Origin of the sequence: Phreatobacter aquaticus (assembly GCF_005160265.1) — a bacterium.
Lineage (GTDB): Bacteria > Pseudomonadota > Alphaproteobacteria > Rhizobiales > Phreatobacteraceae > Phreatobacter > Phreatobacter aquaticus.
In genome coordinates, this window is sequence record NZ_CP039865.1 from 3637491 (window position 1) to 3661946 (window position 24456).

General features: G+C 65.8%; 25 protein-coding genes. 10 read left to right on the forward strand and 15 right to left on the reverse strand.

The window, feature by feature from the left end:
• Positions 1-76: 76 nt before the first annotated feature.
• The 4 genes from E8L99_RS17255 to recG form a co-directional block, all read right to left on the reverse strand.
• Entirely contained in the window at positions 77-778 is a 702-nt protein-coding gene (locus tag E8L99_RS17255) for a hypothetical protein (RefSeq protein WP_137100706.1), read from the reverse strand.
• Positions 779-870: 92 nt separating this feature from the next.
• A complete protein-coding gene (locus E8L99_RS17260; RefSeq protein ID WP_137100707.1) occupies positions 871-1761 on the reverse strand; it encodes a PfkB family carbohydrate kinase in 891 nt (296 codons plus the stop codon).
• A complete protein-coding gene (locus tag E8L99_RS17265) occupies positions 1758-2123 on the reverse strand; it encodes a YbaN family protein (RefSeq protein ID WP_137100708.1) in 366 nt (121 codons plus the stop codon). The genes E8L99_RS17260 and E8L99_RS17265 overlap by 4 nt, the downstream gene beginning before the upstream one ends.
• A gap of 2 nt (positions 2124-2125) precedes the next feature.
• Entirely contained in the window at positions 2126-4240 is a 2115-nt protein-coding gene (gene recG / locus E8L99_RS17270; RefSeq protein WP_137100709.1) for an ATP-dependent DNA helicase RecG, read from the reverse strand.
• Positions 4241-4367: 127 nt separating this feature from the next.
• On the opposite strand from recG, the gene E8L99_RS17275 reads away from it, so the two are divergent.
• The 7 genes from E8L99_RS17275 (at position 4368) to E8L99_RS17305 (ending at position 13692) form a co-directional block, all read left to right on the forward strand.
• The gene (locus tag E8L99_RS17275; protein ID WP_137100710.1) at positions 4368-4667 is read left to right on the forward strand and encodes an FAD assembly factor SdhE; all 300 of its coding nucleotides are present in this window, start codon (positions 4368-4370) and stop codon (positions 4665-4667) included.
• Positions 4667-8185, forward strand: coding sequence for a transcription-repair coupling factor (gene mfd, locus E8L99_RS17280; RefSeq protein ID WP_137100711.1), 3519 nt, complete (start codon positions 4667-4669; stop codon positions 8183-8185). Before E8L99_RS17275 ends, mfd begins: the two co-directional genes overlap by 1 nt.
• Positions 8186-8795: 610 nt before the next feature.
• Positions 8796-9395 carry a hypothetical protein gene (locus tag E8L99_RS17285; protein WP_137100712.1) on the forward strand — a complete coding sequence of 200 codons (600 nt, stop codon included), beginning with the start codon at positions 8796-8798 and terminating at the stop codon, positions 9393-9395.
• Positions 9396-9586: 191 nt separating this feature from the next.
• The gene (gene clpS / locus E8L99_RS17290; protein ID WP_215907011.1) at positions 9587-9922 is read left to right on the forward strand and encodes an ATP-dependent Clp protease adapter ClpS; all 336 of its coding nucleotides are present in this window, start codon (positions 9587-9589) and stop codon (positions 9920-9922) included.
• 52 nt (positions 9923-9974) lie between these two features.
• Complete coding sequence (gene clpA / locus E8L99_RS17295; protein WP_137100714.1) at positions 9975-12467, forward strand: ATP-dependent Clp protease ATP-binding subunit ClpA; 2493 nt, start codon at positions 9975-9977, stop codon at positions 12465-12467.
• A gap of 125 nt (positions 12468-12592) precedes the next feature.
• Positions 12593-13336 (forward strand): AzlC family ABC transporter permease, encoded by a 744-nt coding sequence (locus tag E8L99_RS17300; protein WP_168201711.1) that lies wholly within the window; start codon positions 12593-12595, stop codon positions 13334-13336.
• Positions 13333-13692, forward strand: a complete 360-nt coding sequence (locus E8L99_RS17305; RefSeq protein ID WP_137100716.1) for an AzlD domain-containing protein — start codon at positions 13333-13335, stop codon at positions 13690-13692. Before E8L99_RS17300 ends, E8L99_RS17305 begins: the two co-directional genes overlap by 4 nt.
• A 3-nt stretch (positions 13693-13695) precedes the next feature.
• On the opposite strand, the gene E8L99_RS17310 is transcribed toward E8L99_RS17305, so the two are convergent.
• The 7 genes from E8L99_RS17310 to E8L99_RS17340 all read right to left on the reverse strand — a co-directional run bounded on the left by E8L99_RS17310 (position 13696) and on the right by E8L99_RS17340 (position 17832).
• Positions 13696-14142, reverse strand: a complete 447-nt coding sequence (locus E8L99_RS17310; protein ID WP_137100717.1) for an HIT family protein — start codon at positions 14140-14142, stop codon at positions 13696-13698.
• Between the two features lie 73 nt (positions 14143-14215).
• Positions 14216-14440 carry a hypothetical protein gene (locus E8L99_RS17315; protein WP_137100718.1) on the reverse strand — a complete coding sequence of 75 codons (225 nt, stop codon included), beginning with the start codon at positions 14438-14440 and terminating at the stop codon, positions 14216-14218.
• A gap of 152 nt (positions 14441-14592) precedes the next feature.
• Positions 14593-14838 carry a hypothetical protein gene (locus E8L99_RS17320; RefSeq protein ID WP_137100719.1) on the reverse strand — a complete coding sequence of 82 codons (246 nt, stop codon included), beginning with the start codon at positions 14836-14838 and terminating at the stop codon, positions 14593-14595.
• Between the two features lie 146 nt (positions 14839-14984).
• Positions 14985-15257 carry a hypothetical protein gene (locus E8L99_RS17325; RefSeq protein WP_137100720.1) on the reverse strand — a complete coding sequence of 91 codons (273 nt, stop codon included), beginning with the start codon at positions 15255-15257 and terminating at the stop codon, positions 14985-14987.
• A 181-nt stretch (positions 15258-15438) separates the two neighbouring features.
• On the reverse strand, positions 15439-16617 hold the full coding sequence (locus tag E8L99_RS17330; protein ID WP_137100721.1) for a GNAT family N-acetyltransferase: 1179 nt from the start codon (positions 16615-16617) through the stop codon (positions 15439-15441).
• Positions 16618-16627: 10 nt separating this feature from the next.
• Positions 16628-17374, reverse strand: coding sequence for a glycerophosphodiester phosphodiesterase family protein (locus E8L99_RS17335; RefSeq protein WP_137100722.1), 747 nt, complete (start codon positions 17372-17374; stop codon positions 16628-16630).
• Positions 17374-17832 (reverse strand): RidA family protein, encoded by a 459-nt coding sequence (locus E8L99_RS17340; protein WP_137100723.1) that lies wholly within the window; start codon positions 17830-17832, stop codon positions 17374-17376. Before E8L99_RS17340 ends, E8L99_RS17335 begins: the two co-directional genes overlap by 1 nt.
• A gap of 159 nt (positions 17833-17991) precedes the next feature.
• On the opposite strand from E8L99_RS17340, the gene E8L99_RS17345 reads away from it, so the two are divergent.
• Positions 17992-18819, forward strand: a complete 828-nt coding sequence (locus E8L99_RS17345) for a cell envelope integrity EipB family protein (protein ID WP_137100724.1) — start codon at positions 17992-17994, stop codon at positions 18817-18819.
• A 3-nt stretch (positions 18820-18822) separates the two neighbouring features.
• Here E8L99_RS17345 and E8L99_RS17350 read toward each other — a convergent pair whose 3' ends face one another.
• Together E8L99_RS17350 and E8L99_RS17355 are read right to left on the reverse strand one after the other, a co-directional pair.
• Positions 18823-20085, reverse strand: coding sequence for a DNA polymerase IV (locus E8L99_RS17350; RefSeq protein ID WP_137100725.1), 1263 nt, complete (start codon positions 20083-20085; stop codon positions 18823-18825).
• A 70-nt stretch (positions 20086-20155) separates the two neighbouring features.
• The gene (locus tag E8L99_RS17355; RefSeq protein ID WP_137100726.1) at positions 20156-20458 is read right to left on the reverse strand and encodes a DUF3572 domain-containing protein; all 303 of its coding nucleotides are present in this window, start codon (positions 20456-20458) and stop codon (positions 20156-20158) included.
• A gap of 90 nt (positions 20459-20548) precedes the next feature.
• Here E8L99_RS17355 and E8L99_RS17360 point away from each other — a divergent pair, with 90 nt between their 5' ends.
• Together E8L99_RS17360 and E8L99_RS17365 are read left to right on the forward strand one after the other, a co-directional pair.
• Positions 20549-20920, forward strand: coding sequence for a response regulator (locus E8L99_RS17360; protein ID WP_137100727.1), 372 nt, complete (start codon positions 20549-20551; stop codon positions 20918-20920).
• Positions 20921-20938: 18 nt separating this feature from the next.
• On the forward strand, positions 20939-22312 hold the full coding sequence (locus E8L99_RS17365) for a PleD family two-component system response regulator (protein ID WP_137100728.1): 1374 nt from the start codon (positions 20939-20941) through the stop codon (positions 22310-22312).
• 392 nt (positions 22313-22704) lie between these two features.
• On the opposite strand, the gene rpmG is transcribed toward E8L99_RS17365, so the two are convergent.
• Positions 22705-22872: a 50S ribosomal protein L33 gene (gene rpmG / locus E8L99_RS17370; RefSeq protein WP_137100729.1), complete on the reverse strand. Its 168-nt coding sequence runs from the start codon at positions 22870-22872 to the stop codon at positions 22705-22707.
• A gap of 113 nt (positions 22873-22985) precedes the next feature.
• Positions 22986-24428 (reverse strand): siroheme synthase CysG, encoded by a 1443-nt coding sequence (gene cysG, locus E8L99_RS17375; protein WP_137100730.1) that lies wholly within the window; start codon positions 24426-24428, stop codon positions 22986-22988.
• Positions 24429-24456: the final 28 nt, after the last annotated feature.

Here is a 24456-nt window from a genome sequence, read left to right on the forward strand (position 1 = left end):
TCTGCCGCCTCGTTCATCCCGGGCGTCCTGACGCCAAGAGGTGGCATGGCGGGAAGGGGCCTGTCCAGCGGGCGAGCTATCCGCCGAACCGCTGGGAGAGTTGCGTGTCGTAGCCCTTGAGATCGGTCAGCACCCGTTCGAGCAGGGCCGGGTCGCGCAGACGGATCGCCGTTGCGGCGACATCAAGGGCTGCAAAGACGGCTTCCGTCAGCCGCCGGTAGTCGGAATCCGACGAGAGGTCGGCATTGGCGAAGCTTTCGCAACGTTTGACCGCATAGCGATAGACTGCCGCCTTGGCGATGATGTCGCCGCGCACCTCGCCACGGGTCAGATCCGGAGCGGTCCGCCGCATCGCCTGCAGGGGCCCAAGCACGGTGCTCGCCTCGTCGAGGCATTCGACAATGCCGTAGAACCCTGCCGCACGGCGCAGGTTCATCCAGTCGCGCTTCAGCGGCAGAATGGTCTCGAGCGCTGCGTCGGCACGGCCATCGGCAAGGTCGTCGGCCGCCCGCTTGAGCCGCGCGCCGGTCCCTGCGATCAGTTCGGGAAACAGGTTGATCTGGCCAAACAGGGCCGGCGGCTTGTCGCGCACCAGCGTGCTGATCTGCGCCCAGAGCTGCGTCAGCTTCTTCAGCGACGCCTCGGCATCCTCGTTGCGGCCGGCACGCAGCAGCGTGGTGGTGGTGCGGTACTGGACCTGCGCCTCGCCGAGGCGGGCAAGGAACGGTTCGAGCGCATTTGCCCGCGCGCCCGAGGGGGCGCCGATCAGGGCGGACATGAGAGCTGCGAGCAGCAGGAAAGGCCGGATAGGTGAAATCACGGGCCGCACCATAGCGGATGTATCCGGCGCGTACATCCTGTGCCGCACGCTCAGGAGCCTTTCAGAAAATGATCGAGTGCGCTCCGCGTCGGCATGCCCTTGCGGCCGCCGAATTCAGTGCATTTGAGCGCCGCTGCTGCGCTGGCAAAGCGGATGGCCCGGCCAAGCGGTTGCGCCTCGGCGAGTGCGACGGCCAGCGCCCCATGCCAGGTGTCGCCGGCACCAAGCGTGTCGACAGCATTCACCGCGAAAGCCGGCACGTGATGGACGCGGCCGCCCTCCATGTACCAGCAGCCGCGCGGCCCATCGGTGACGATCAGGATATTGACCGCCGCGGCCGCAGCCTGAGCGAGCGCGACCGGCAGATCGTGAATACCGGTGAATTCGCGCAGCGCCTGGGCCGAGAACCCGACATGGCTGGCAAGCCCGATCACCTCGGGTCTCGTCGGCTTGCGGTCGGCGTCCAGCACGGACGGTTTGCCGGCTTTGCGCGCTTCGGCCAGCACGGCCAGCGCGGCCTCGATCCAGCGCGTATCGGTATGGGCGGCATCCATCCACTGGCCGAGATCGGCCGGGAACCAGTCGGTGCCGGCCGGGATCGTGTCGTCGGAATAGCTGACCACCATGCGCTCGCCGGCGGGATCGACCATCACCGCTGAGACCGGCGACCGATGGCCGGCAAACAATCTGATGCCGCTGGTGTCGACACCCTCGTCATGGAACTCGGCGAGGATCGATTGTGCCACCGGATCATCGCCCAGCCGCGCGATCAGGCGAACGTCGCAGCCAAGCCGGGCGCAGGCGGTCGCGGCATTGCCGGCGAGCCCGCCGCCGGATGTGGTCAGGGCCTTCGAACGATATTTCAGCGCCTCGCTCGGCATGACATCGACAGAATAAATGAAATCCAGCGTGGTGATGCCGGCTGCAACGATCCGGGTCATGAATTGGGTCTCGTTCCCACATAGAGCGCCGACAGCGCCAGGCAGATGCCGGAGGCGGCAATGCCGATCGGCGGCGCGGTCAGCCAGACCAGGCCCCAGGAGAAAGCCATCGAACCGATCGCAATCATCTTGATCCGCGGCGCGATGGCGCCGCTTTCGCGCCAGCGCAGCACGGGCGGCCCGAGCTTGGGATGATGGACCAGCCAGTGTTCGAAGCGCGGCGACGAGCGCGTGAAGCACCAGGCCGCCATGATCAGGAACACCGTGCCAGGAATGCCCGGCAGGATCACGCCGATCACGCCGATGGCGGTGAACACCCAGCCGACGCAGAAGAGGACCCAGTTCCAGGTGCGCCGGACCATCTCTAGCCTGCCTTGACGAGGCGGATCGCCTCATGCCGTCCGAAGAGATAGAGAAGATCGCGCAGGGCCTCGCCGCGTGGGCCTTCCAGCTTCGGATCGGTCTCGACGATCAGCTTGGCGTCATTGCGGGCGATTTCGATCAGCGGCGCGTGGTGCTCGAGCCGCGCCACGCGGAAGCCGGGCAGGCCCGATTGCTTGGTGCCGAGCAGGTCGCCTTCGCCGCGCAATTTCAGGTCTTCCTCCGCGATGCGGAATCCGTCCTCGGTTTCCCGCATGATGTCCAGCCGCTTCGCCGATGTCTCGCCGAGCGGGCCCTTGTAGATCAGGATGCAGGTCGAGGCGGTCTCGCCGCGGCCGATCCGCCCGCGCAGCTGGTGGAGCTGGGCAAGGCCGAAGCGTTCGGCATGGTCGATCACCATGATGGAGGCCGCCGGCACGTCGACACCGACCTCGATCACCGTGGTGGCGACCAGAAGGCGGGCATCGCCCGACTGGAAGCGGGCCATCGCGGCATCCTTGTCGGGGCCCTTCATCTGCCCGTGAACCAGGGCCACGGCCTCGGCGAAGCGCTGGCGGAACATCTGGTAGCGCTCTTCCGCCGCGGCGAGATCGCCGGCCGCGCTGTCGGGATCCTCGGATTCGGCGACCAGCGGGCAGACCCAATAGACCTGCCGACCGGCCTCCAGCGCCCGGCCCACGCCATCGATGATGTCGGGGAGCTTCTCCAGCGAGATGACGCGGGTATCGACCGGCTTGCGGCCTGCCGGCTTCTCGGTCAGCTGCGACGACTCCATGTCACCGAAATAGGTCAGCACCAGGGTGCGCGGAATGGGAGTCGCCGTCATCACCAAAAGGTCCACCGCCTCGCCCTTGGCGGCGAGCGCCAGGCGCTGATGGACGCCGAACCGGTGCTGCTCGTCGATCACCGCCAGGCCCAGGTCGTGGAACCGAACGCTCTCCTGGAACAGCGCGTGCGTCCCGACCACGATCGGGATCGTGCCGGAGGCCAACCCCGCCAGGATCGCCTCGCGTTCGCGGCCCTTCTCACGCCCTGTGAGAATGGCGACCTCAAGCCCGACCGAGCCGGCAAGCGCCTTGAGCGTCTTCGCATGCTGGCGGGCCAGCAATTCTGTCGGCGCCATCAGGGCCGATTGCCGGCCGGTCTCGGCGGCCGCCGCCATGGCCATCAGCGCGACCACGGTCTTGCCGGAGCCGACATCGCCCTGCAGCAGCCGGAGCATCCGCGTTTCGGCTCCCATGTCCGCGGCGATTTCGGCGACCGCCTTCTGCTGCGATCCCGTCAGCGCGAAGGGCAGGGCGGCCGCGAGCCTTGCGCGAAGCGCCCCGTCGCCGACATTGCGCCGGCCGGCCGGGCGCCGGAGATTGGCGCGCACAAGCGCCAGCGCCAGCTGGTTCGCCACCAGTTCGTCATAGGCAAGCCTCGACCAGGCCGGCCCCTCGGGCGCGAAATCGCGGATATCGGCCGGCGCATGCAGGGTCCGGAGTGCGGTCGCAAAATCCGGCCAGGCCTTCTGGCTGACGAGATGCGCATCCAGCCATTCCGGAAGTTTCGGCAGCCGGGTGAGCGCTGCTTCCTCCGCTCGCCGGATCAGGCCGGCGCCGAGACCCTCGGTCATCGGATAGACCGGCTCGATCAGCGGCATGGTGGCGAATTGCTCCGCCGTCATGACGCGATCGGGGTGGACCATCTGGCGAATGCCGTCGAACAGCTCGATCGTGCCTGAGACGATCCGCGTCTCGCCGACCGGGCACATCTGTTCCATGCGCGCCTTGTGGGCATAGAACCAGACGAGCGTCAGGTCGCCGGTCTCATCCGAGGTCAGGATCCGGTAGGGCGCGCGGCTCTTCGAGGCTGGCGGCGCGCGATGCTTCTCGATCAGCACCTCGACAGTGACAATCGTGCCTGGCACCGCCTCGGCCAGCGTCGGCCGGGCCCTGCGGTCGATGATGCCCGACGGCAGATGCAGCAACAGATCGACCACCCGCGGCGCCGCTTCCGTGCCGAGCAGCCGTTGGTACAGGGCCTCCAACTTGGCGCCGACGCCTTTGAGCGTGACGAGGGGGGCAAAGAGTGGATCGAGTCGCGCTGGACGCATGGCGGGAATGTATCGACAACTTGTCCCACTGACAGGGGCTTTGGCGTTTGCTAGTCAGTCGGCGTGAACCGGGCGGCGCCGACAAGGGCGTCCCCGGCTTTTGCCGTTTTCATCCGCGAGGCCCGCCATGACCGGAACCACCCGTTCTTCCGCCGATCTCGATCCGCGCCGCCGCAAGATCCTGTTCCGCTCCTGGCATCGCGGCACTCGCGAGATGGACCTGATCATGGGCCGCTATGCCGATGTCCATATCGGTGAGTTCTCCGAGGCCGAGCTCGACGATTTCGAGCGGCTGATCGAGGTGCCGGACCGTGACCTGTTCGCCTGGGTCACCGACAAGGCTGACACCCCGGCCAATTACGACACCGCCGTGTTCCGCTCGCTGAAGACCTTCCACACCGAGGGACGCGGAGCCTGGGTCGGCTGATGGCCAAACGTTCGCCTGCCGATGTCGTCGCCTCGCGCGGCCGCCTGACCCTTGGCGGCGTGCCGCAGGGCTTCGATGCGCTCGTCATCGCCGATCTCGCCCGCCAGCTCCACGCCAAGGGCAACCAGGCTTCGCCCGAACTGGTGGTGGTCTGCCGCGACGGCCCGCGCATGCAGGCGCTGGAGGCAGCCCTCGGCTTCTTCGCGCCCTCGATCGAGATCCTGACGTTCCCGGCCTGGGACTGCCAGCCCTATGACCGCGCCTCGCCGAACGGCGCGCTGATGGCCAGGCGCATGCTGACCTTGTCGAGGCTTGCCCGCGTCACCGGACGCGCCACGCCGGCGATCGTGCTGACCACCATCAATGCCGCGCTCCAGCGCGTGCCGGCCCGCGCCTTTGTCGGCGCGCAATCGCTGTCGGCTGCCCCCGGCAATGTGCTCTCCATGGCGCAGCTCGGGTCCTGGCTCGAGGTCAACGGCTATCTCCGCACCTCCACCGTCCGCGATGTCGGCGAATATGCGGTGCGCGGCGGCATTCTAGACCTGCATCCGCCGGGCCTGGAGCTGCCGATCCGGCTCGATTTCTTCGGCGACACGCTGGGATCGATCCGCACCTTCGATCCCGAGAGCCAGCGCACCTCCGGGAGCCTGCGTCGGCTCGACCTCGTGCCGACCTCGGAAGTGCAGATCACCACCGAGACCATGGTGAAGTTCCGCCTGGCCTATGTCCGTGCCTTCGGTGGCTCGACCAAGGGCGATCAGCTCTATGAGGCCGTCTCGGAGGGCCGCCGCCATCCGGGCGTCGAGCACTGGCTGCCGCTGTTCACCGACCGGCTCGATACGATCTTCGACTATCTGCCGGGCTCCGGCGTGGTGCTGGAAAACCAGGTGGAGGAGGCCGCCAAGGAGCGGCTCACCACCGTTGCCGACCATTACGATGCGCGAAAGTCGGCGCTCGACCACGATCCCGCCCACACCTCCTACAAGCCGCTGCCGCCGGACCTGCTCTATCTGACGGAGAAGGAATGGGACGCCGTCCGCGGCGCGGAATCCGTCGTCAAGCTGTCGCCCTTCGCGCTGGCAGGCGCGTCTTCAGGCCAGATGATCGATCTGGAGGGCCGGCGCGGGCGCTCGTTTGCCGCCGAACGCGCCGACGAGAACGCCAATGTCTTCGACGCCGTGGTCGCCCATGTCGCCGAGCTCCGGAAGGAGAAGAAGCGGGTTATCCTCGCCGCGTGGTCCGACGGGTCGCGCGAGCGCCTGTCGCAGATCCTGGCCGACCACGACCTGAAGAACCTGAAGACCGTCGAGAGCTGGACGGTTGCCCAGGCTTTGCGCGGCGACGAGATCGCGCTCGCCGTCCTCGGCATCGAGGAGGGTTTCGAGACGCCCGACATCGCCATCATCGGCGAGCAGGACATTCTCGGCGACCGCCTCGTCAGGACCCAGAAGAAGCGCAAGCGCGCGCAGGATTTCATCCTCGAGGCGACCAGCCTCTCGGCCGGCGACCTCGTCGTCCATGTCGATCACGGCATCGGCCGGTTCATCGGGCTGAAGACGGTGACCGCCGTCGGCGCGCCGCATGATTGCGTCGAGATCCACTATGCCGGCGGCGACAAGCTGTTCCTGCCGGTGGAGAATATTGAGCTCCTGTCGCGCTATGGCTCGGAGGATACCGAGGCCCAGCTCGACCGGCTCGGCGGCGGCTCCTGGCAGGCGCGCAAGGCGCGGATGAAGAAGCGCATCCTCGAGATGGCGGCCGGTCTCATCAAGATCGCCGCGGCTCGGGCGCTGCGCGAAGCACCGAAGCTCGTCGCGCCCGACGGCGCCTATGACGAATTCGCGGCGCGCTTCCCCTATGACGAGACCGAGGACCAGCTCTTCGCCATCGAGGCGGTGCTGGAGGATCTGGGCGCCGGCAAGCCGATGGACCGCCTGGTCTGCGGCGATGTCGGCTTCGGCAAGACCGAAGTGGCGCTGCGCGCGGCCTTCGCTGCGGTCATGAGCGGCAAGCAGGTGGCGGTCGTGGTTCCCACCACGCTGCTTGCCCGCCAGCACTTCAAGACCTTCACCGAGCGCTTCAAGGGCTTGCCGATCAATGTGGCGCAGGCGTCCCGCATGGTCGGCTCGGCCGATCTCGCGGCCGCCAAGAAGGGCCTCACCGAGGGCACGGTCGACATCGTCGTCGGCACCCATGCGCTGCTCGGCAAGGCGATCGAGTTCAAGGATCTCGGCCTCGTCATCGTCGACGAGGAGCAGCATTTCGGCGTCGGCCACAAGGAGCGCCTCAAGCAGCTGCGCGCCGAGGTCCATGTCCTGACGCTGACCGCAACCCCGATCCCGCGGACCCTGCAGCTCGCCATGACCGGCGTGCGCGATCTCTCGATCATCGCGACGCCGCCGGTCGACCGGCTGGCTGTGCGCTCCTTCGTGACGCCCTTCGACCCGCTGATCATCCGGGAGGCGCTGCTGCGCGAACGCTATCGCGGCGGCCAGGCGTTCTTCGTCTGCCCGCGCATCGAGGATCTCGGCGAGGTCGAGGCCTTCCTGCGCGACCATGTGCCGGAGGCGAAGTTCATCGTCGCCCATGGCCAGATGACGCCGACGGAACTCGAGGACCGCATTGGTGCCTTCTATGACGGCAAGGTCGACATCCTCGTCTCCACGACGATCGTCGAGTCCGGGTTGGACATCCCCTCGGCCAACACGCTGATCGTCTGGCGCGCCGACATGTTCGGGCTTGCCCAGCTCTACCAGCTGCGCGGCCGCGTCGGCCGCTCCAAGACCCGCGCCTATGCCCTGTTCACGCTGCCGGAGAACAAGCCGGTGACGCCGCAGGCCGAACGCCGCCTGAAGGTTCTGCAATCGCTCGACACGCTGGGTGCAGGCTTCCAGCTCGCCTCCCACGATCTCGACATCCGCGGCGCCGGCAACCTGCTCGGCGACGAGCAGTCGGGCCATATCAAGGAGGTCGGCTACGAGCTCTACCAGCAGATGCTTGAAGAGGCGGTCGCCCTGATGAAGCAGGGCTTCGTTGAGGACACGGTGGCCGACAAGTGGTCGCCGCAGATCACGGTCGGCACGCCGATCCTGATCCCGGAGACCTATGTCGAGGACCTGACGCTCCGGCTGCAACTCTATCGCCGCCTCGGCGATCTTGAGACCGACGAGGAGATCGATTCCTTCGCCGCCGAGATGATCGACCGGTTCGGCCCGCTGCCGCCGGAAGTCGAGCATCTGGTCAAGGTCGCGGTCATCAAGGCCTATTGCCGCAGAGCCAATGTCGACAAGGTCGATTCCGGTCCGCGCGGCATCGTCATGTCGTTCCGCGACGGCAAGTTCGCCAATCCGGCCGGCCTCGTCCGCTATATCGGCGAGCAGGGGTCGCTCGCGAAGGTGCGCCCCGACCAGAAGATCGTCTTCATCCGCGACTGGTCGCGCGCCGAGGACCGGCTGAAGGGCACAACCGTGATCCTGCGCAATCTCGTCAAGATCGCCGAGACGAAGAAGGCGGCGTGACGGGGAGGGCGGTGCGCGAAATCGTTCGCCCGTCCGGTGATAGACTTGCCGCCGGGTTCGCATGTCCCGGCGAGGACCGGGATGTCTTGTCAGGTCAAGAGAGACGCGCTTTGATGATGCGGGGCCTTGGAGAGGCAATGATTACACTTCGAAATGCAGGATTTGGTGCCGCCGCGCTCGCCCTGATCGCCATGGCGGCCTTCGGGCAGACGTCGGCTCACGCGCAAAACCCGCCGCCGATCACCCGGCCGCCGACCATCCATCCGCCGATCACCCGGCCGCCGACCATCCAGCCGCCGAGAACCCAGCCGCCGAGAACCCAACCGCCGACCATCCAGCCTCGCAGGCAACCGTAGAGCCTGCCCTGCCGCGCAACCGGTCGTGCCCGCCGGGCGAACGGGGCCCTGCCAAGCCCTGACAGCACACCCCATCCGTCATGCCTGGGCTTGTCCCGGGCATCCACGCCTTCATATAGCCACCAGACGAACCGGGGGCGCGCCCCCGCAACCCCGCCGGAGACCCGTTTCCGGACCTCTCCACGACAGCTCCGGCAAAATGTCGCGGGAACGGCGGGCTTTCGCAGGGGTTGGCAGGCGTCAGCAGGAAAGAGGTGTCGCTCGTGTTCCACGACGAATCGCGTTCAAGGCCGCCGGGCGTCGAGATCGAGGGCCATGCCATCGTCTCGGCCGACGGGAATATCTCTGAGGCCGATGGCACGATGCCGAAGGCTCTGATGAACGAGGCCGACTGGGCTCTGTTCCAGTCTGCCCTCGACCGGGCGGCCATCGTGGTGCTGGGCCGTCTCGGCCATCAGGCCCATCCCAATCCCGGCCGGCGCAGGCTGGTGCTGACCGGTTCGGTGGTGGGGCTCGTGGCCGATCCGGCCGACCCTCTCGCCTGGTGCTGGAACCCGGCAACGCTCGCCTTCGAGGACGTGCTGGAACGCCTGGAGATTGCTGCGGGCACCGTGGCGGTCACCGGCGGGACCCGGGTGTTCGATCACTTCCTCGGGATCGGTTACGATCGTTTCGCGCTCTCGACCGCGACAAAAGTCCTGATTCCGGACGGCCGTCCCTGCTTCACCTCCGACCGACCCGAACCGGTACTGGAGCGCCATGGCCTGGTCTCGGAAGGCGGTCGCCTGATCGACGCCGTTAACGATGTCACAGCCGCGCTGTGGACGCGGCGACACGCCGCCGGGACGGTTTGACCCGGACCCTAGCGAGCGGGCCGAGGGATGCCTATTATTGATCCAACCCCGGCTGAGGGGGACGGCATGATTCTCGCATCCGCTATCCTTGAGCCCTTTCGGGCGTGCCGGGCACGCCGGCACGCAAGTGACACATGACGACAGACGCAACGCCAGACAGAGACCGCAAGCCAGTGCGCCAGGATCCCCGGATGGCCGGCAAGCGGGACGAGCGCGACCAGGATCCGGGCGGGCCCGGCACCTCGGTCATCACCAAGACCAAGCCGCAGACAAAGCGGCCCAGCCTCTATCGCGTCCTGCTGCTCAACGACGACTACACGCCCATGGAGTTCGTGGTCCACGTGCTCCAGAAGTTCTTCAACAAGGACACCGACGCCGCCACCCGCATCATGCTGCACGTCCATCAGAACGGCGTCGGCGAATGCGGCACCTTCACCTACGAAGTCGCCGAGACCAAGGTGACCCAGGTCATGGATTTCGCCCGTAAGAACCAGCATCCGCTGCAATGCGTGATGGAAAAGAAGTGACGATCCCGCCGTTCCGCCTTCCATCGATGCACTGAACGCTCAAGAGGTTCCCTTGCCCTCATTCTCACGCAGCCTGGAACAATCGCTCCATCGGGCGCTGGCGCTCGCCAACGAACGTCGCCACGAATATGCGACGCTCGAGCATCTGCTGCTGGCCCTGATCGAGGACCAGGACGCAGCCGCCGTCATGAAGGCCTGCTCGGTCGATCTCGACAAGCTGAAGCGCAGCCTGGTCGGCTATATCGATGCGGAGCTCGAAAACCTGATCACCGACGGCTCGGAGGATTCCAAGCCGACGGCCGGATTCCAGCGCGTCATCCAGCGCGCGGTCATCCACGTCCAGTCGTCCGGCCGCGAGGAAGTGACGGGCGCAAATGTCCTCGTTGCGATCTTCGCCGAGCGCGAGAGCCACGCCGCCTATTTCCTGCAGGAGCAGGACATGACCCGCTACGACGCGGTCAATTATATCTCCCACGGCATCGCCAAGCGGGCAGGTTTGTCCGAGCCGCGCGCGCCGAAGGGTGCCGACGAGCCCGAGGAGACCAAGGGCAGCGGCGAGAAGACCTCCGACGACAAGAAGAAGGGCGACGCTCTCGACACCTATTGCGTCAATCTGAACAAGAAGGCGCGCGAGGGCCGGATCGATCCGCTGATCGGCCGTGACAGCGAGATCAGCCGCACCATCCAGGTGCTGTGCCGCCGTCAGAAGAACAATCCGCTGCTGGTCGGCGATCCCGGCGTCGGCAAGACCGCCATCGCCGAGGGCCTGGCCAAGCGCATCGTCGAGAACGACGTGCCGGACGTGCTGCGCGAGGCGACCGTCTTCTCGCTCGACATGGGCACGCTGCTCGCCGGCACCCGCTATCGCGGCGATTTCGAGGAGCGCCTGAAGCAGGTGATCAAGGAGGTGGAGGCCCACCCCAACGCGATCATGTTCATCGACGAAATCCACACGGTGATCGGTGCTGGCGCGACCTCGGGTGGCGCGATGGATGCGTCCAACCTTTTGAAGCCGGCGCTCGCCCAGGGCACGCTGCGCTGCATCGGCTCGCCCACCTACAAGGAATACCGCCAGTATTTCGAGAAGGACCGGGCCCTTGTCCGTCGCTTCCAGAAGATCGACGTCAACGAGCCGTCGGTGTCCGATGCGATCGAGATCCTGAAGGGCCTCAAGGTCGCCTTCGAGACCTATCACAAGTTGCGCTACACCAACGAGGCCATCAAGGCCGCAGTGGAACTGTCGGCACGCTACATCCATGACCGGAAATTGCCCGACAAGGCGATCGACGTGATCGACGAGAGCGGCGCGGCGCAGATGCTGGTGCCCGAGGGCAAGCGCAAGAAGACGATCGGCATCAAGGAGATCGAGGCGGTCATCGCGACCATGGCTCGCATCCCGCCGAAGACCGTCTCCAAGGACGATGCCGAGGTTCTGCGCAATATCGAGACCACGCTGAAGCGTGTGGTCTATGGCCAGGACAAGGCGATCGAGGCGCTGTCGGCCTCGATCAAGCTTGCCCGCGCAGGCCTCCGCGAACCTGAAAAGCCGATCGGCAATTACCTGTTCTCGGGGCCGACCGGCGTCGGCAAGACCGAGGTCGCCAAGCAGCTTGCCGCTGTCCTTGGTGTCCAGCTGCTGCGCTTCGACATGTCGGAATATATGGAGCGCCACACAGTCTCGCGGCTGATCGGCGCGCCTCCCGGTTATGTCGGCTTCGACCAGGGCGGCCTGCTGACCGATGGCATCGACCAGAATCCCTATTGCGTCCTCCTCCTCGACGAGATCGAGAAGGCGCATCCGGATCTGTTCAACATCCTTCTGCAGATCATGGATCACGGCAAGCTGACCGATCACAACGGCAAGCAGGTCGATTTCCGCAATGTCATCTTGATCATGACGACCAATGCGGGCGCCTCCGACCTTGCAAAGCCGGCGATCGGCTTCACCCGCACCAAGCGGACCGGCGACGATACGGATGCGATCAACCGGCTGTTCGCGCCGGAATTCCGCAACCGGCTCGATTCGGTCATCGCCTTCGGCCATCTCTCGTCCGAGGTGATCGGCAGCGTGGTCGAGAAGTTCGTCATGCAGCTCGAAGCGCAGCTGGCCGATCGCCAGGTGACGATTGAACTGTCGCCCGATGCGAAGGAATGGCTGGTCGAGCGCGGCTATGACGAGCAGATGGGCGCGCGGCCCATGTCGCGCGTCATCCAAGAGTATATCAAGAAGCCCTTGGCTGAGGATTTGTTGTTTGGCCGGCTAAAGAACGGCGGCCACACGCGGGTTGTCGTGGTCAAGGACGACGAGGGCTTCCCGATCCTCGGCTTCGAGTATCCCAAAGGTCCGGTGACCCCGAAGCAGGAGCCTGTGGTTCCCGACATCCTGAAGATCGCAAAGAATGCCGCGACCAAGAAGAAGGCGGCGGCGGCCCGTGCCAAGCGCAAGCCGAAGGGCGACGGCGGCGGTACGGGCGGGACCCCGGCCTCCGGTGGTCCCAAGCGGCCCTCCGGCTCGGTGCCGAAGGTGCCGCTGAAGGCCGACTGACCGCATCGCCTCTCGACCAGAACCCCGGCCTCGCGCCGGGGTTTTGTCGTTCAGGGCGCTGGGAGATGGGCCGCATGCATGGTGGGGGCTTGCCATGGGCGGGTCTCTCGCCGACTGATCGTGACATGATCGAACCTGCACCCATTGGCCCCCGTGCAACGGCTGCTGGCTGGTACGCCAGTGGGCTGAAGGCGGCGCTCGGCCTGCCGGCCGTGATCCTGGCCGCAACCTTCATCGGCATCGGTTCGGTCTGCGCCGGCTTCGGCATGCCGCTCGCCTGGGCGATGATGGCAACCGTGCTGATCTGGGCCGGGCCGGCTCACCTGATCCTGGTCGGCGGGCTGGGGTCCGGTGCGTCCTGGTTCGCGATTGCGCTCGCCGTGGGCCTGTCATCGGTGCGCCTCCTGCCGATGACCATGTCGCTGATGCCCTATCTCAAGGCCGGCAGCCGCCGGACGCCAGTCTTGCTTGCCTGCGGCCATCTGGTGGCGATCTCGATCTGGGTCGAGGGCCTGCGCCTGCTGCCGCGGGTCGCACCCGCCGGCCGAATCCCGTTCTTCTTGGGCCTCGGCACCGGCTATCTCTGTTCGGCGACCTCAGCGACGGCGATGGGCTATGTGCTCTCCGGTACCATCCCGCATGCCTTTGCGGCTGGCTTGCTGTTCCTGACGCCGATCTTCTTCCTCCTGTCGCTGCTCACCACCGCGCGGCTCCTGTCGGATCGCCTGGCGATCGGCGCGGGCTTTGCCGGGCTGCTGGCCGCATCCCTGCTGGGTGACGGGCTCGACCTGCTCTGGGCCGGTCTCGGCGGCGGAACGCTGGCCTACGCGGCCGCCCGTCTCACCAGCCGGAAGGCTGTCGCCGAATGACCTTCTTCGGCTCCGACATCATGCCCTATGTGGCGCTCATCATCTGCGGCTTCCTGCCGAGCGAGATCTGGCGCTGGCTGGCCGTGCTAGTCGGCCGCGGGCTCGACGAAACGTCGGAACTGCTGACCTGGGTGCGCGCGGTCGCCACTGCGACGCTGGCAGCCGTTGTCGCCAAGCTCGCCTTCTTCCCCGCGGGTGCGCTGGCCACCGTGCCGACGGGATGGCGCGTGGCAGCACTTGCCTCCGGCGTGGTGGTCTTCTTCGTCTTCCGGCGGTCGGTCCTGCTGGGTGTCGTCGTCGGCGAAGCTATCCTGGTCGGCAGCGCCTGGTATCTCGGACTGGGGCCGGCCCGCTAGCGATCAGCCGCCGGCCTGCATGGCTGTCAGAGCCGCCCGGATCGTCGCGGCATGCTTGGCCAGGATGTCCTTGTTCTCCATCGCGCCGGTGTGCGGGCGCAGCGACACTCCGGTCCAGCGCGGCAGGACATGGACGTGGATGTGGAACACGACCTGGCCCCCGGCGGCCTCGTTGAACTGCTGAACGGTGATGCCATCGGCCGCCATGGCCTTCATCACGCCCTTGGCGACGAACTGGGCCGCCTTGGCGAGTTCGGCGAGCTCATTCGGGTCGATGTCGAGGATGTTGCGGGCCGGCGTCTTGGGGATCACCAGCACATGGCCATCGGCGCGCGGCATGATGTCCATGAAGGCGAGCACCTTGTCGGTCTCGTAGACCGTCTCGGCCGGCATCTCGCCGCGCAGGATCTTGGCGAACACATTGGACGGGTCATAGGCGGTCACGGACATGGCAAAACCCTCGCGCGGACAGGCGCGAGGGTTTCGCAATCATCGGCTGCGCCGTCAAGCGGCGCGATGGCTCTTACCAGTAGCCGCGGCGGCGCCAGACACGGCGGCGCCAGAACCGGCGGCGGCGACGCCAGCGCCAGTACTGCATCTCCTGCGGGGCTTCTGCGGTAGCGCCCGCGGCAGGCGCGGCCGAGGCCGGAGCCGCGACGGGGGCGGCCTCGGCGCCTGACAGGCCGGCGGAGGCGGCAAGCGCCACGCCACCGGCGAGGGTTGCGAACAACATGCGACGGTCGAGCATGGGGGCTCCTCTGGTTGGGGTTCGAAGGATCCAGCGGTGTGCCGGACTGTCATTCACGCTAGCAGCCGTCTGGCCCGGCAATGCGTCGCCGGGCGGCCTCGGCTGTTTCCGAAAACGCCGACGCGGAAACACTCCCGCGCCGGCTCATCGGCTTACCAGTAGTAGCGGCGGCGCCAGAACCGGCGGCGCCAGGGCCTGCGCCAGCCCCAGCGGCGGCGGCGGCGCCAGCCCCAATACTGCATCTCGCGCGGCCCCTCAGCCGATGTGGCTGCTGCAGGCTCGACGGCAAGCGGAACCGGGGACTGGACGGCAGGAGACGCTTCCGCCTGCTGGGTGGTGGCGACGGCGACGGCCAATCCGCCGGCAACAAGCGCCAGGAATGAGCGACGTTGGAGCATGTGCATTCCTCCATTCATGATCCCGCGTCAGTGCGGGTGCGAGATTGAAGCTAGCTGAGAGGCTGAGCGGTTGCATTGATCCCGGCCAACTCAACCGCAGGCCGGTCGCCCGCCCGGGCATTCAGCCCGGGCGGACCGTCAATCGATCAGCTGTGCGTGGCGCGGCGTGCCGCACGATGGGCCCGGCGGGCAGCGCGACGGTGGCGGCGATGGGCAACGCGACGGTGATGGCGGGCATGACGGCGGCCGCGCATTTCGAGGGCCTCGCCGGCGGGCGCAGCAGCCTCGACAGGCGCGGCAGCGGGCGTCAGCACCTGATCGATGAGGGTGGCCGCCTCGGCGCCCTTGGTCTGGGCAAGAGCGGCTGCGGCAGCGGCGCCACCGATGACGGCAGTGAAGAACGCGCGACGATTGAACATGGAAGGCTCCCTGGGGTTTGAGCCGGTCGATCCGGCGTAACAGGAGACTGCGCTTCTCAATCTGAATTGGCGCGTATCGCCGCGTTTAGGAACCATTCATGTTGGCGGCACCAGCTCGCCATCAAGCTATTGAAGTCAAAACGGAAAATCCCGTCCCCCCGCTTTGGGCGCTGCCAGCTGCCTATTCAGTTTCGACATCGCCCTTGCGGAACGGTGCCAACTGGCCGAGCTCGTCGATCGCCTCGTCGACATAGCGGCGTTCGCGTTCAAGATAGTCGGCGACGGCGCGGCGCAGTCCTGGGTCAGCGATATAGTGCGCAGAATGGGTCGCGACGGGACGATAACCCCGGGCCAGCTTGTGCTCGCCCTGTGCCCCGGCTTCGACCCGGCTCAGGCCCTTGCTGATCGCATAGTCGATCGCCTGATAGTAGCAGACCTCGAAATGCAGGAACGGGTGCTCCTCGATCGCGCCCCAATGGCGGCCATAGAGGACGTCGCGGCCGATGAAGTTGATCGCGCCGGCAATGTAGCGACCCTCCCGCTCGGCCATGACCAGCAGGATCCGATCGGCCATGCGCTCGCCGATGACGGAATAGAAGGAGCGGGTCAGATAGGGCCGCCCCCATTTCCGCGAGCCGGTGTCCATGTAGAAGGCGTAGAACGCATCCCAGACCTCTTCGGTCAGATCCTTGCCGGTGAGATGGCGGATCGTGATGCCGCGCCCCTCCAGGGCATCGCGCCGCTCGCGCCGGATTGTCTTGCGCTTGCGCGATGACAGCGCGGCCAGGAAGGCATCGAAATCCGCGTAACCCTGGTTCTCGAAATGGAACTGGGTATCGGTGCGCTTGAGGAAGCCGGCCTCGCCGAGCAGGTTCCATTCGGGTTCGGTGCAGAAGGTGACATGGAGCGAGGAGGCGCCGCGCCTTAGCGTGACGTCTGCGGAGGCTTGGGCCAGGGCGGATTCGACATCCGCAGCGTTCGGTCCCCGGCGGACCAGCAGCCGGCGCCCGGTTGCCGGCGTGAACGGCACGCTCGCCTGAAGCTTGGGGTAATAGCGGCCACCGGCCCGCTCATAGGCTTCGGCCCATCCGGCATCGAAGACATATTCGCCGCGCGAATGGCTCTTCAGGTAGCAGGGCAGGATTGCCTGGATGGTGCCGGCCTCATCCTCAAGCACCATATGATGGCCAAGCCAGCCGGTGGCGCGGACGGCCGAACCGGACTCCTCGAGCGCCGCGAAGAAGGCATGGTCGAGAAACGGATCGACCGCGCCGGTCTCGTCGGCGGCGCAGGCGTTCCAGTCTGCGGCGGAAATATCGGCGAGGCTGGAGGCAATGCGGAGTGTGTAGGGCGCGCTCATCGCTGCGACCTTAAGCCAGATAGCCCTCGAACGTCACTTGGTCGGCATGTCGCGCCGCTAATGCGCGATCCTCGTCATTGCGCACCGTCCAGCAGATCACCGGGCGTTTCAGCGCCGATCGGTACAGCACGGTTGCCGCGCTCGGCATATCGGCAACCCGCCAGGACAGGAAATGCGGATCAGTCGTATCGAAATGAGCGATGGCGGCAAGATCACGTTTCATCGCTGAAGGGAGGCGATCCCAGTGCGCTCCGGCATAGGCGGATTCCGCCACGATCCCGCGGACGAGGCCCGGCGCATGCGCCTTCAGCCAGGCAATGGGGGCGGGATCAAACGACATCAGCGCGAGCCTGCCACGATAGTCTGCCGCCAGTTCGGCCACGCGCTTCGTCAGGCCGAGCTTGCCGTCGAATTCCGACTTGATCTCGACAACCAGGGGCACCTTGTCATCGACCAGCGCGAACAGCTGGCTGAGTGTCAGCATCCGGTCGGTGGTCGCCTTGAAGGGGATGGCCTGGAGTTCCGCGACAGATCGCTGGTCGACACGGCCCGTCTGGACCGTCAGCCGGTCGAGGGTCGGGTCATGGAACACAATGGCGTCGCCATCAGCCGTCGGCTGGACGTCGCATTCGATGGCATAATTGCCGGCAATGGCGGCCTGGAACGCCTGAGGACAGTTCTCAAGCACGCCTTTGGCTGCATCGTGCAACCCGCGATGAGCGACCGGGCGCGTGGTCAGCCAGGCGAGATCGGCCATCAGGCCACCTCGACCATGGCCTCGACCTCGACGGCGGCGTCGGCGGGCAGGGCGGCAACGCCGATCGTGGAACGGGCATGGCGGCCCTTGTCGCCGAACACTTCCACCATCAGGTCGGACGCGCCGTTCATCACCTTGGGCGCATCCAGGAAGTCGGGCGTGCAGTTGATGAAGCCACCGAGCCGGACGATGCGCACGACATTGTCGAGATTGCCGACCGCCGACTGGATCTGCGCGATGACATTGAGACCGCACTGGCGCGCTGCCTTCTGGCCGTCCTCGATCGACACGCCGCCACCGAGCTTTCCAGCCATCAGGCCATTGGACCCAAGCGAAATCTGCCCCGACACGACGAGGCTGTTGCCGCTGCGCACAAACGGCACATAATTGGCGATCGGTGCTACCGGCGTCGGCAGGATGATTCCAAGTTCGGCGAGACGTTGAGCGATCAGCGACATGGGCTATCCTGGCGATTATCGGATTGTGATGGCGCGGACCCTGCCTCAACGTGTCTGGCTGTGCAAGGCGCCGTGCGCCGACACATCCATGCCGCGTTGTTGCCTCTGATTGGCCTGCCTGTCCTGTCTATTCGGACCTCTGTCTGCGGAGAATCCACCATGATGCGTCGCCTCCCCATCCTGTTCGCCGGTCTCGCCGGTCTGATCCTCATGGGATCACCGTCCGCCCGTTCCGAAGAGGTGGTGCTGGCGCCCCATCGGGCTGTCTACGAACTGAAGCTCGACAGCGGCCGGCCAGTGCGCGGCATTGACGATGCGCGGGGGCGCATCCTGTTCGAGACCCTTGGCAATCTGTGCGAAGGCTACACGACCAATTTCCGCCAGGTGGTGGAACTGTCGGTCGCTGGCAACCAGGTGGTGATGGATGTCCGCACCGCCAATTTCGAGGAGGCCGACGGAAACGGCTTCCGCTTCTCGTCCCGCTCGACGGAAAATGGCCGGCCGCGTGAGGAAACCGACGGCAGCGCGCAGCGCCGTGACGGCATTGTCCGGGTCGCGGTCACCAAACCGCAGGCTCTGAACCAGGACATCGATGGCGGCACGATCTTCCCGACCGAACATTTGCGCCGGCTGGTCACGGCGGCAAGGGCCGGTTCGACGATCCTGGAGGTCAAGGTCTATGACGGCGCCGAGACCGGCGCGAAGCTCTACAATTCGACAGCCGTCATCGGCCGCCGCATCGAGCCGGGTGCTGGCGATGTCGAGGCCGCGGCCCGCAATCCGGGCCTCCTCAGCCAGGCGCGTTGGCCGGTGACCATCAGCTATTTCGAGGCTGACAAGGAGAGCGCCACGCCGGCTTATTCCATCTCTTTCGAGCTCTACGAGAACGGCGTCTCACGGCAATTGGCGATCCACTACGGCGAATTCTCGCTGCGCGGAACGCTCGCCTCGATCGAGATGCTCACCGACACGAGCTGCAACCGCTGATGGTCAGTCGTCGAGGGTGATGCCCTTGACCACGGCCGTTTTGCCGAATTTGGCTCGAAGCGCATCGACGGCACCTTCAACCTTGACGTTGCGGGCGATCGACGTGTCGACGAGATCGGAGGGGTCGGCCTTGTCGAGGGTGGTCAGGTCGCTCAGTCCGATGCCAATCAGCCGATAGGCCGTGCCATCGATTTCCTTCGCCAGCATCTCGCGGCCGGTCTCGAACAGGCGCGCGGCAAGCACCGTCGGTGAACCCAGCGCCCGCGAGCGCGTCCTGAGCCTGAAGTCGCTGCTTTTCAGCTTCAGCGTCACCGTCGATCCGGCGATGCCCTGTGCCTTGGCACGTGACGTCACCTTCTCGCAGAGCGGAAACAGGCGCTTTTCCAGCGTGCGGCCGTCGCGGATGTCCTCGTCAAAGGTCGTCTCCGCCGAAACAGACTTGGCTTCCTCGTCCGGCGACACCTTGCGTTCGTCGATCCCGCGCGACAGCCGGGCAAGCCGGAGCCCCATGGCACCATAGCGCCGCATCAAGGTGGCCTCGTCATGCTGGCGAAGGTCGGCGATGTGCCGCAAGCCATCGCGCTCCAGGGTCTCCTGCATGGCCTTGCCGACGCCCCAGATGAACGAGACTGGCTTTGGACCGAGGAAAGCGAGCGCTTCGGCCCGACCGATCGCCGCGAAGCCCCTGGGTTTGTCGAGGTCGGAGGCAATCTTGGCGAGGAACTTGTTGTAGGACAGCCCCAGAGACACGGTGATACCGATGTCATGCTCGATCGATCTGGCGAACCGCGCCAGAACGCGGGCAGGGGAGGCGCCATGGAGCCTCGCCGTGCCGGTCAGGTCGAGGAAGGCCTCGTCGATGGAGATGGGTTCGACCAACGGGGTCAACGCCCTCATGGCCGCCCGGACTTCGCGTCCGACCCGGACGTATTTCTCCATGTTGGGCTTGATCACCACCGCCTCGGGGCAGAGCGCGAGCGCCTTGAACATGGGCATGGCCGAGCGCACGCCGTGGATACGCGCGACGTAGCAGCAGGTCGACACCACGCCACGCTTGCCGCCACCGACGATCACGGGTTTGTCGGCGAGGGAAGGGTCGTCGCGCTTCTCGACCGATGCGTAGAAGGCATCGCAATCGACATGCGCAATGGACAACGTATCGAGCTCGGAATGGCGCATGACACGCGGTGAGCCGCAGGCCGAGCACCGCAGCGCGCTGTCATCGACCTCGCTGAGGCAGTCGCGGCAGAAGGCGATGGGACTCATCGGTCGAATCTGAACCTGCCAGCAAGGGACAGCAAGGCCAGGCCGCGCATTCCCGTGGCGGCGTGGCGGATCATGCGCTGTCGCGCTCCCATGGACCGCCGCCAAGCAGATGGGCGCACCGCACGACCACCTCGGGTTTCACGCCCTTGTTGGCGGCAAAGGCGAGCAGCAGCGGCTCGTCGGACATGAGATGGTCCAAGACAGCGGCCAGAAAGGCCGAATCGCGCGCGACTTCGCGGATCGTCGACAGATCGATGCCGGCCAGGGCCATGAACCGCTCCAGCCGTTCCGGCTCCGCCGCGAGGAAGCCAAGCGCATCGATGCCCATGGCCTCCGCGTGCTCCCGCTGATTATCGCCACGCCGCAACGTCATGGTTTGCCTTTCTGAAAGGAATAGCCGCTAGCTTGAAGGTCACCCGTCAAGGTCCGGCAACCATCCGGTCCGCGCCGAAGCGAGTCTGAGATGCCCAAGACCGTGATGATTGTGGAAGACAACGAGCTCAATATGAAGCTCTTCCACGATCTCCTCGAAGCCAACGGATATGACACCATCCAGACCCGGAATGGCACCGAGGCGCTGTCGCTCGCCCGCAGCCACAAGCCGGATCTCATCTTGATGGATATCCAACTGCCCGAGGTCTCCGGCCTCGATGTGACACGCTGGATCAAGGAAGACGAGACAATCCGGCACATTCCGGTCATCGCCGTCACCGCTTTCGCGATGAAGGGCGATGAGGAGCGCATTCGCGCTGGTGGTTGCGAAGCCTATCTCTCCAAGCCGATTTCGGTCGCCAAGTTCATCGAGACAGTCCGCCATTTCCTCGGGACCGCCTGAGCAGCAAGGAACAGCAACGTGACAGCGCGCGTCCTCGTCGTCGACGACATCCTGGCCAACGTGAAACTGCTCGAGGCTCGGCTGTCTGCCGAGTATTTCGACGTCATCACCGCCATGTCCGGCCCGGAAGCCTTGTCGATCTGTGACCGCGGACAATGCGACATTGTCCTGCTCGACGTGATGATGCCCGGAATGGACGGGTTTGAGGTCTGCCGTCGGCTGAAGGCCAATCCCGCCACCCACCATATTCCCGTCATCATGGTCACGGCGCTCGATCAGCCTGCAGATCGCGTGAAGGGATTGGAGGCCGGTGCCGATGATTTCCTGACCAAGCCCGTCAATGACCTGGCGCTGGTCACCCGCGTCCGCTCGCTCGTGCGCCTGAAAATGGTTCAGGATGAACTGCGCATGCGCGCAGTGACGTCCAAGGAGATCGGCATGCGTGACCCGCTCGCCGAGGCTGTGTCGGAGAGCGGTCTGAATGGCCGCATCCTGCTCGTCGATGACCGTTCATCATCGTCCGAGCGCATCGCGCAGGCGCTGGGCCATCAGCATCAGGTCGATGTCGAATCCAAGCCACAGGAAGCGCTCTTCAAGGCCGCCGAGCGCGATTATGACCTCGTCATGGTCTCTCTTGGTCTCGCCGATTTCGACCCGCTCAGGCTCTGCTCGCAGATTCGCTCGCTCGATCGGACCCGCGGCCTGCCGATCCTGGTCATGGCCGATCCGGAGGACGAACCCCGTCTGCTTCGCGGGCTCGATATCGGCGTCAACGACTACGTCATGCGTCCGATCGACAGAAACGAGATGGCGGCGCGCGTTCGCACGCAGGTGCGCCGGAAGCGCTACACCGAGCGGCTGCGCGACAATGTTCAGCAGTCCATGGAAATGGCGATCACCGACGGGCTGACCGGCCTACACAATCGCCGCTACATGGAGAGCCATTTGGCGACCCTGGTCGAGCAGGCGTCGATGCGCGGCAAGCCGATCTCGCTGCTGGTTCTCGACATTGATTTTTTCAAGGCGGTCAACGACACCTATGGCCATGATGCTGGCGATGATGTCCTGCGGGAATTCGCCCAGCGGATGCGCAAGAGCGTGCGCGGCATCGATCTCGCCTGCAGGCTTGGTGGCGAAGAGTTCGTCGTCGTCATGCCGGACACCGATGCGGGCGTGGCCTCGATCGTCGCCGAGCGCATTCGCTCGAAGGTCGCCGCCGACAAGTTCCCGATCCACAAGGGCGAGCGGGCAATCGACGTGACAGTGTCGATCGGCATTTCGCAGCGGGAAGGCGCGACCGATGGCGCTGACGCCCTGCTGAAGCGCGCTGATCAGGCCCTGTATCGGGCCAAGCGCGATGGGCGCAACCGGGTCGTGCTGGACGCTGCCTGACCCTTCGACCCTTTCACCTTAACGATGAATATAAACCTTGTCTTTTTAGGTTAAGATGAGGTGTATCTGATTGAATCTGACTGCGTCATTGAACAGTCGCCATGTCTTGGCTAGCGTGCGGCCAGTTCAGATCGCAATAGACACAAGCTGTTCTTCGCGATCTGGAGCGCCGGGTTTGAAAACCCTGTGGAGTGCTCAGGTCCGCCGCAACTTTCCTGGGTCCACGGGGTCGGCCGGTCGAGTTCGGCACGGATGGCCTCTCCGTAATGCCGCAGGCTCGACCGGCCACCCGCCGGGGCGTCATTCCTCAAGAAACAGCAGCGCACAGACGAAAAAGGCCCCGCAAGCGGGGCCTTTTCAACGTCGGAAGCGGCGGTCTTGGCCGCCGGCGATCACTTGATCTTGGCTTCCTTGAATTCCACGTGCTTGCGCGCAACCGGATCGTACTTCTTCTTCGACAGCTTGTCGGTCATCGTGCGCGAGTTCTTCTTGGTCACGTAGAAGAAGCCGGTGTCGGCGGTCGAAATGAGCTTGATCTTGATCGTGGCGGCTTTGGCCATTGTCGGTCCTCTCGGGATCGGAATTGGTGCCGAAGCAGGAGAATAGCGGGCTCACGCCCGCCGCGTCGCCGCCGGCTGGTCGGGGCGCGGTGTGACAGGTCGATTGTCTGTTGTCAAGGATGGAGCGCTGGCGTCGCGCCGTGTTGGAGGCGGTTTGCTCCTGCAAGGACCGCCATGGGCGCGATCTCGCCAAACGCCTCTCCGAAAAGGACGAGGACCGGCCCGTCGAAGCTCGCCGCGGCCAGTCGTTCGCCAAGCGTCGCAACGGTCGCAAGAATCACGTCCTGATCCTTGCGCGTGGCATTGGCCACCGCGATGGCCGGCATGTCGCCCCTCACACCGCGCAAGGCAAGGCCGGCGGCCATCTCATGCCATGTGCCGCCCGGCATATAGACGACTGTCGATGCAGCGGGGTCCGCCAGCGCATCCCACGACAGGTCCCTGGGTAACCGGCCATCCTTGCCATGCGCGGTGACATATTGCACCCGCCGGGCATGATCCCTGTGAGTCAACGAGACGCCGAGCGCGGCAGCAGCGCCTTGCGCGGCGGTAATTCCGGGTACGACCTCGATCGGGATGCCGGCCGCGCGAGCCGCGGCAATTTCTTCGCCCGCACGGCCGAAGATCATGGGATCGCCCGACTTCAGCCGGACCACCCGCTTGCCTTGGCTGGCCAGGGTGACAATCAGCTCGTTGATGTCGACCTGCTTGCAGGAGGGCCCGCGGCCACGCTTGCCGGCCGCAATGCGGATCGCCTCGCGCCTCGCGGTATCGAGGATCGCGGCGGGCACCAGATCGTCATGGACAATGACATCGGCCGATTGCAGCGCACGCACCGCCTTCAGGGTGAGGAGTTCAGGGTCACCGGGCCCTGCGCCGACGAGGATCACCCGGCCGGCTCCTTCGTGGGCGACCTTGTCGGCCTCTCGGATTAGGTCATCGACAAGCGCTTCCTTCGGCTCCGCTTCGGGAGAGGCCAGCGCCTGGGCCGAGAACAGCTCCCAGAATCGCCGCCGTGCCTGGAATGGCAGATGACGGCTCTGGACCTTCTCGCGCCAGGACTTGGCGGCAATGGCCCATCGCGTGAAGCCCTGGGGCAGGATGGCCTCGATCTTGGCTCGAACCGCCTGTCCGAAAACGGGCGCCGCGCCATCCGTTGAGATGCCGATGACCAGCGGCGAGCGGTTGACGATTCCGCCGAACTGGACGTCGCAGAGAGCCGGCTTGTCGACGACATTCACCAGCACGCCGGCTGCCTTGGCCGCGTCGCGGAAGGCGAGGCCCTCTTCATCGTCCTCGATCGCACCAATCGCGAAGGCCGCGTCGGTCAGGTCCTCAGGACGCCATGTCCGGTGGTGGATCGCGATGCTGCCCGCAGGCGGGTCTGCCGCCAGGGTTGTCATGGCATCAACGGGCTCCGCGGCGAAGACGGCGACATCAGCGCCTGCCGCGGCCAGGAGTTCGGCTTTCCAGACGGCCGCATCGCCGCCGCCAGCCAGCACGACGCGGCGACCGCGCAGTTTCAAGAAGAGGGGGAGGGTGGCGAGCGGGGCCATGCGAGCTGCCCACCTTGCCTCGGGCTTC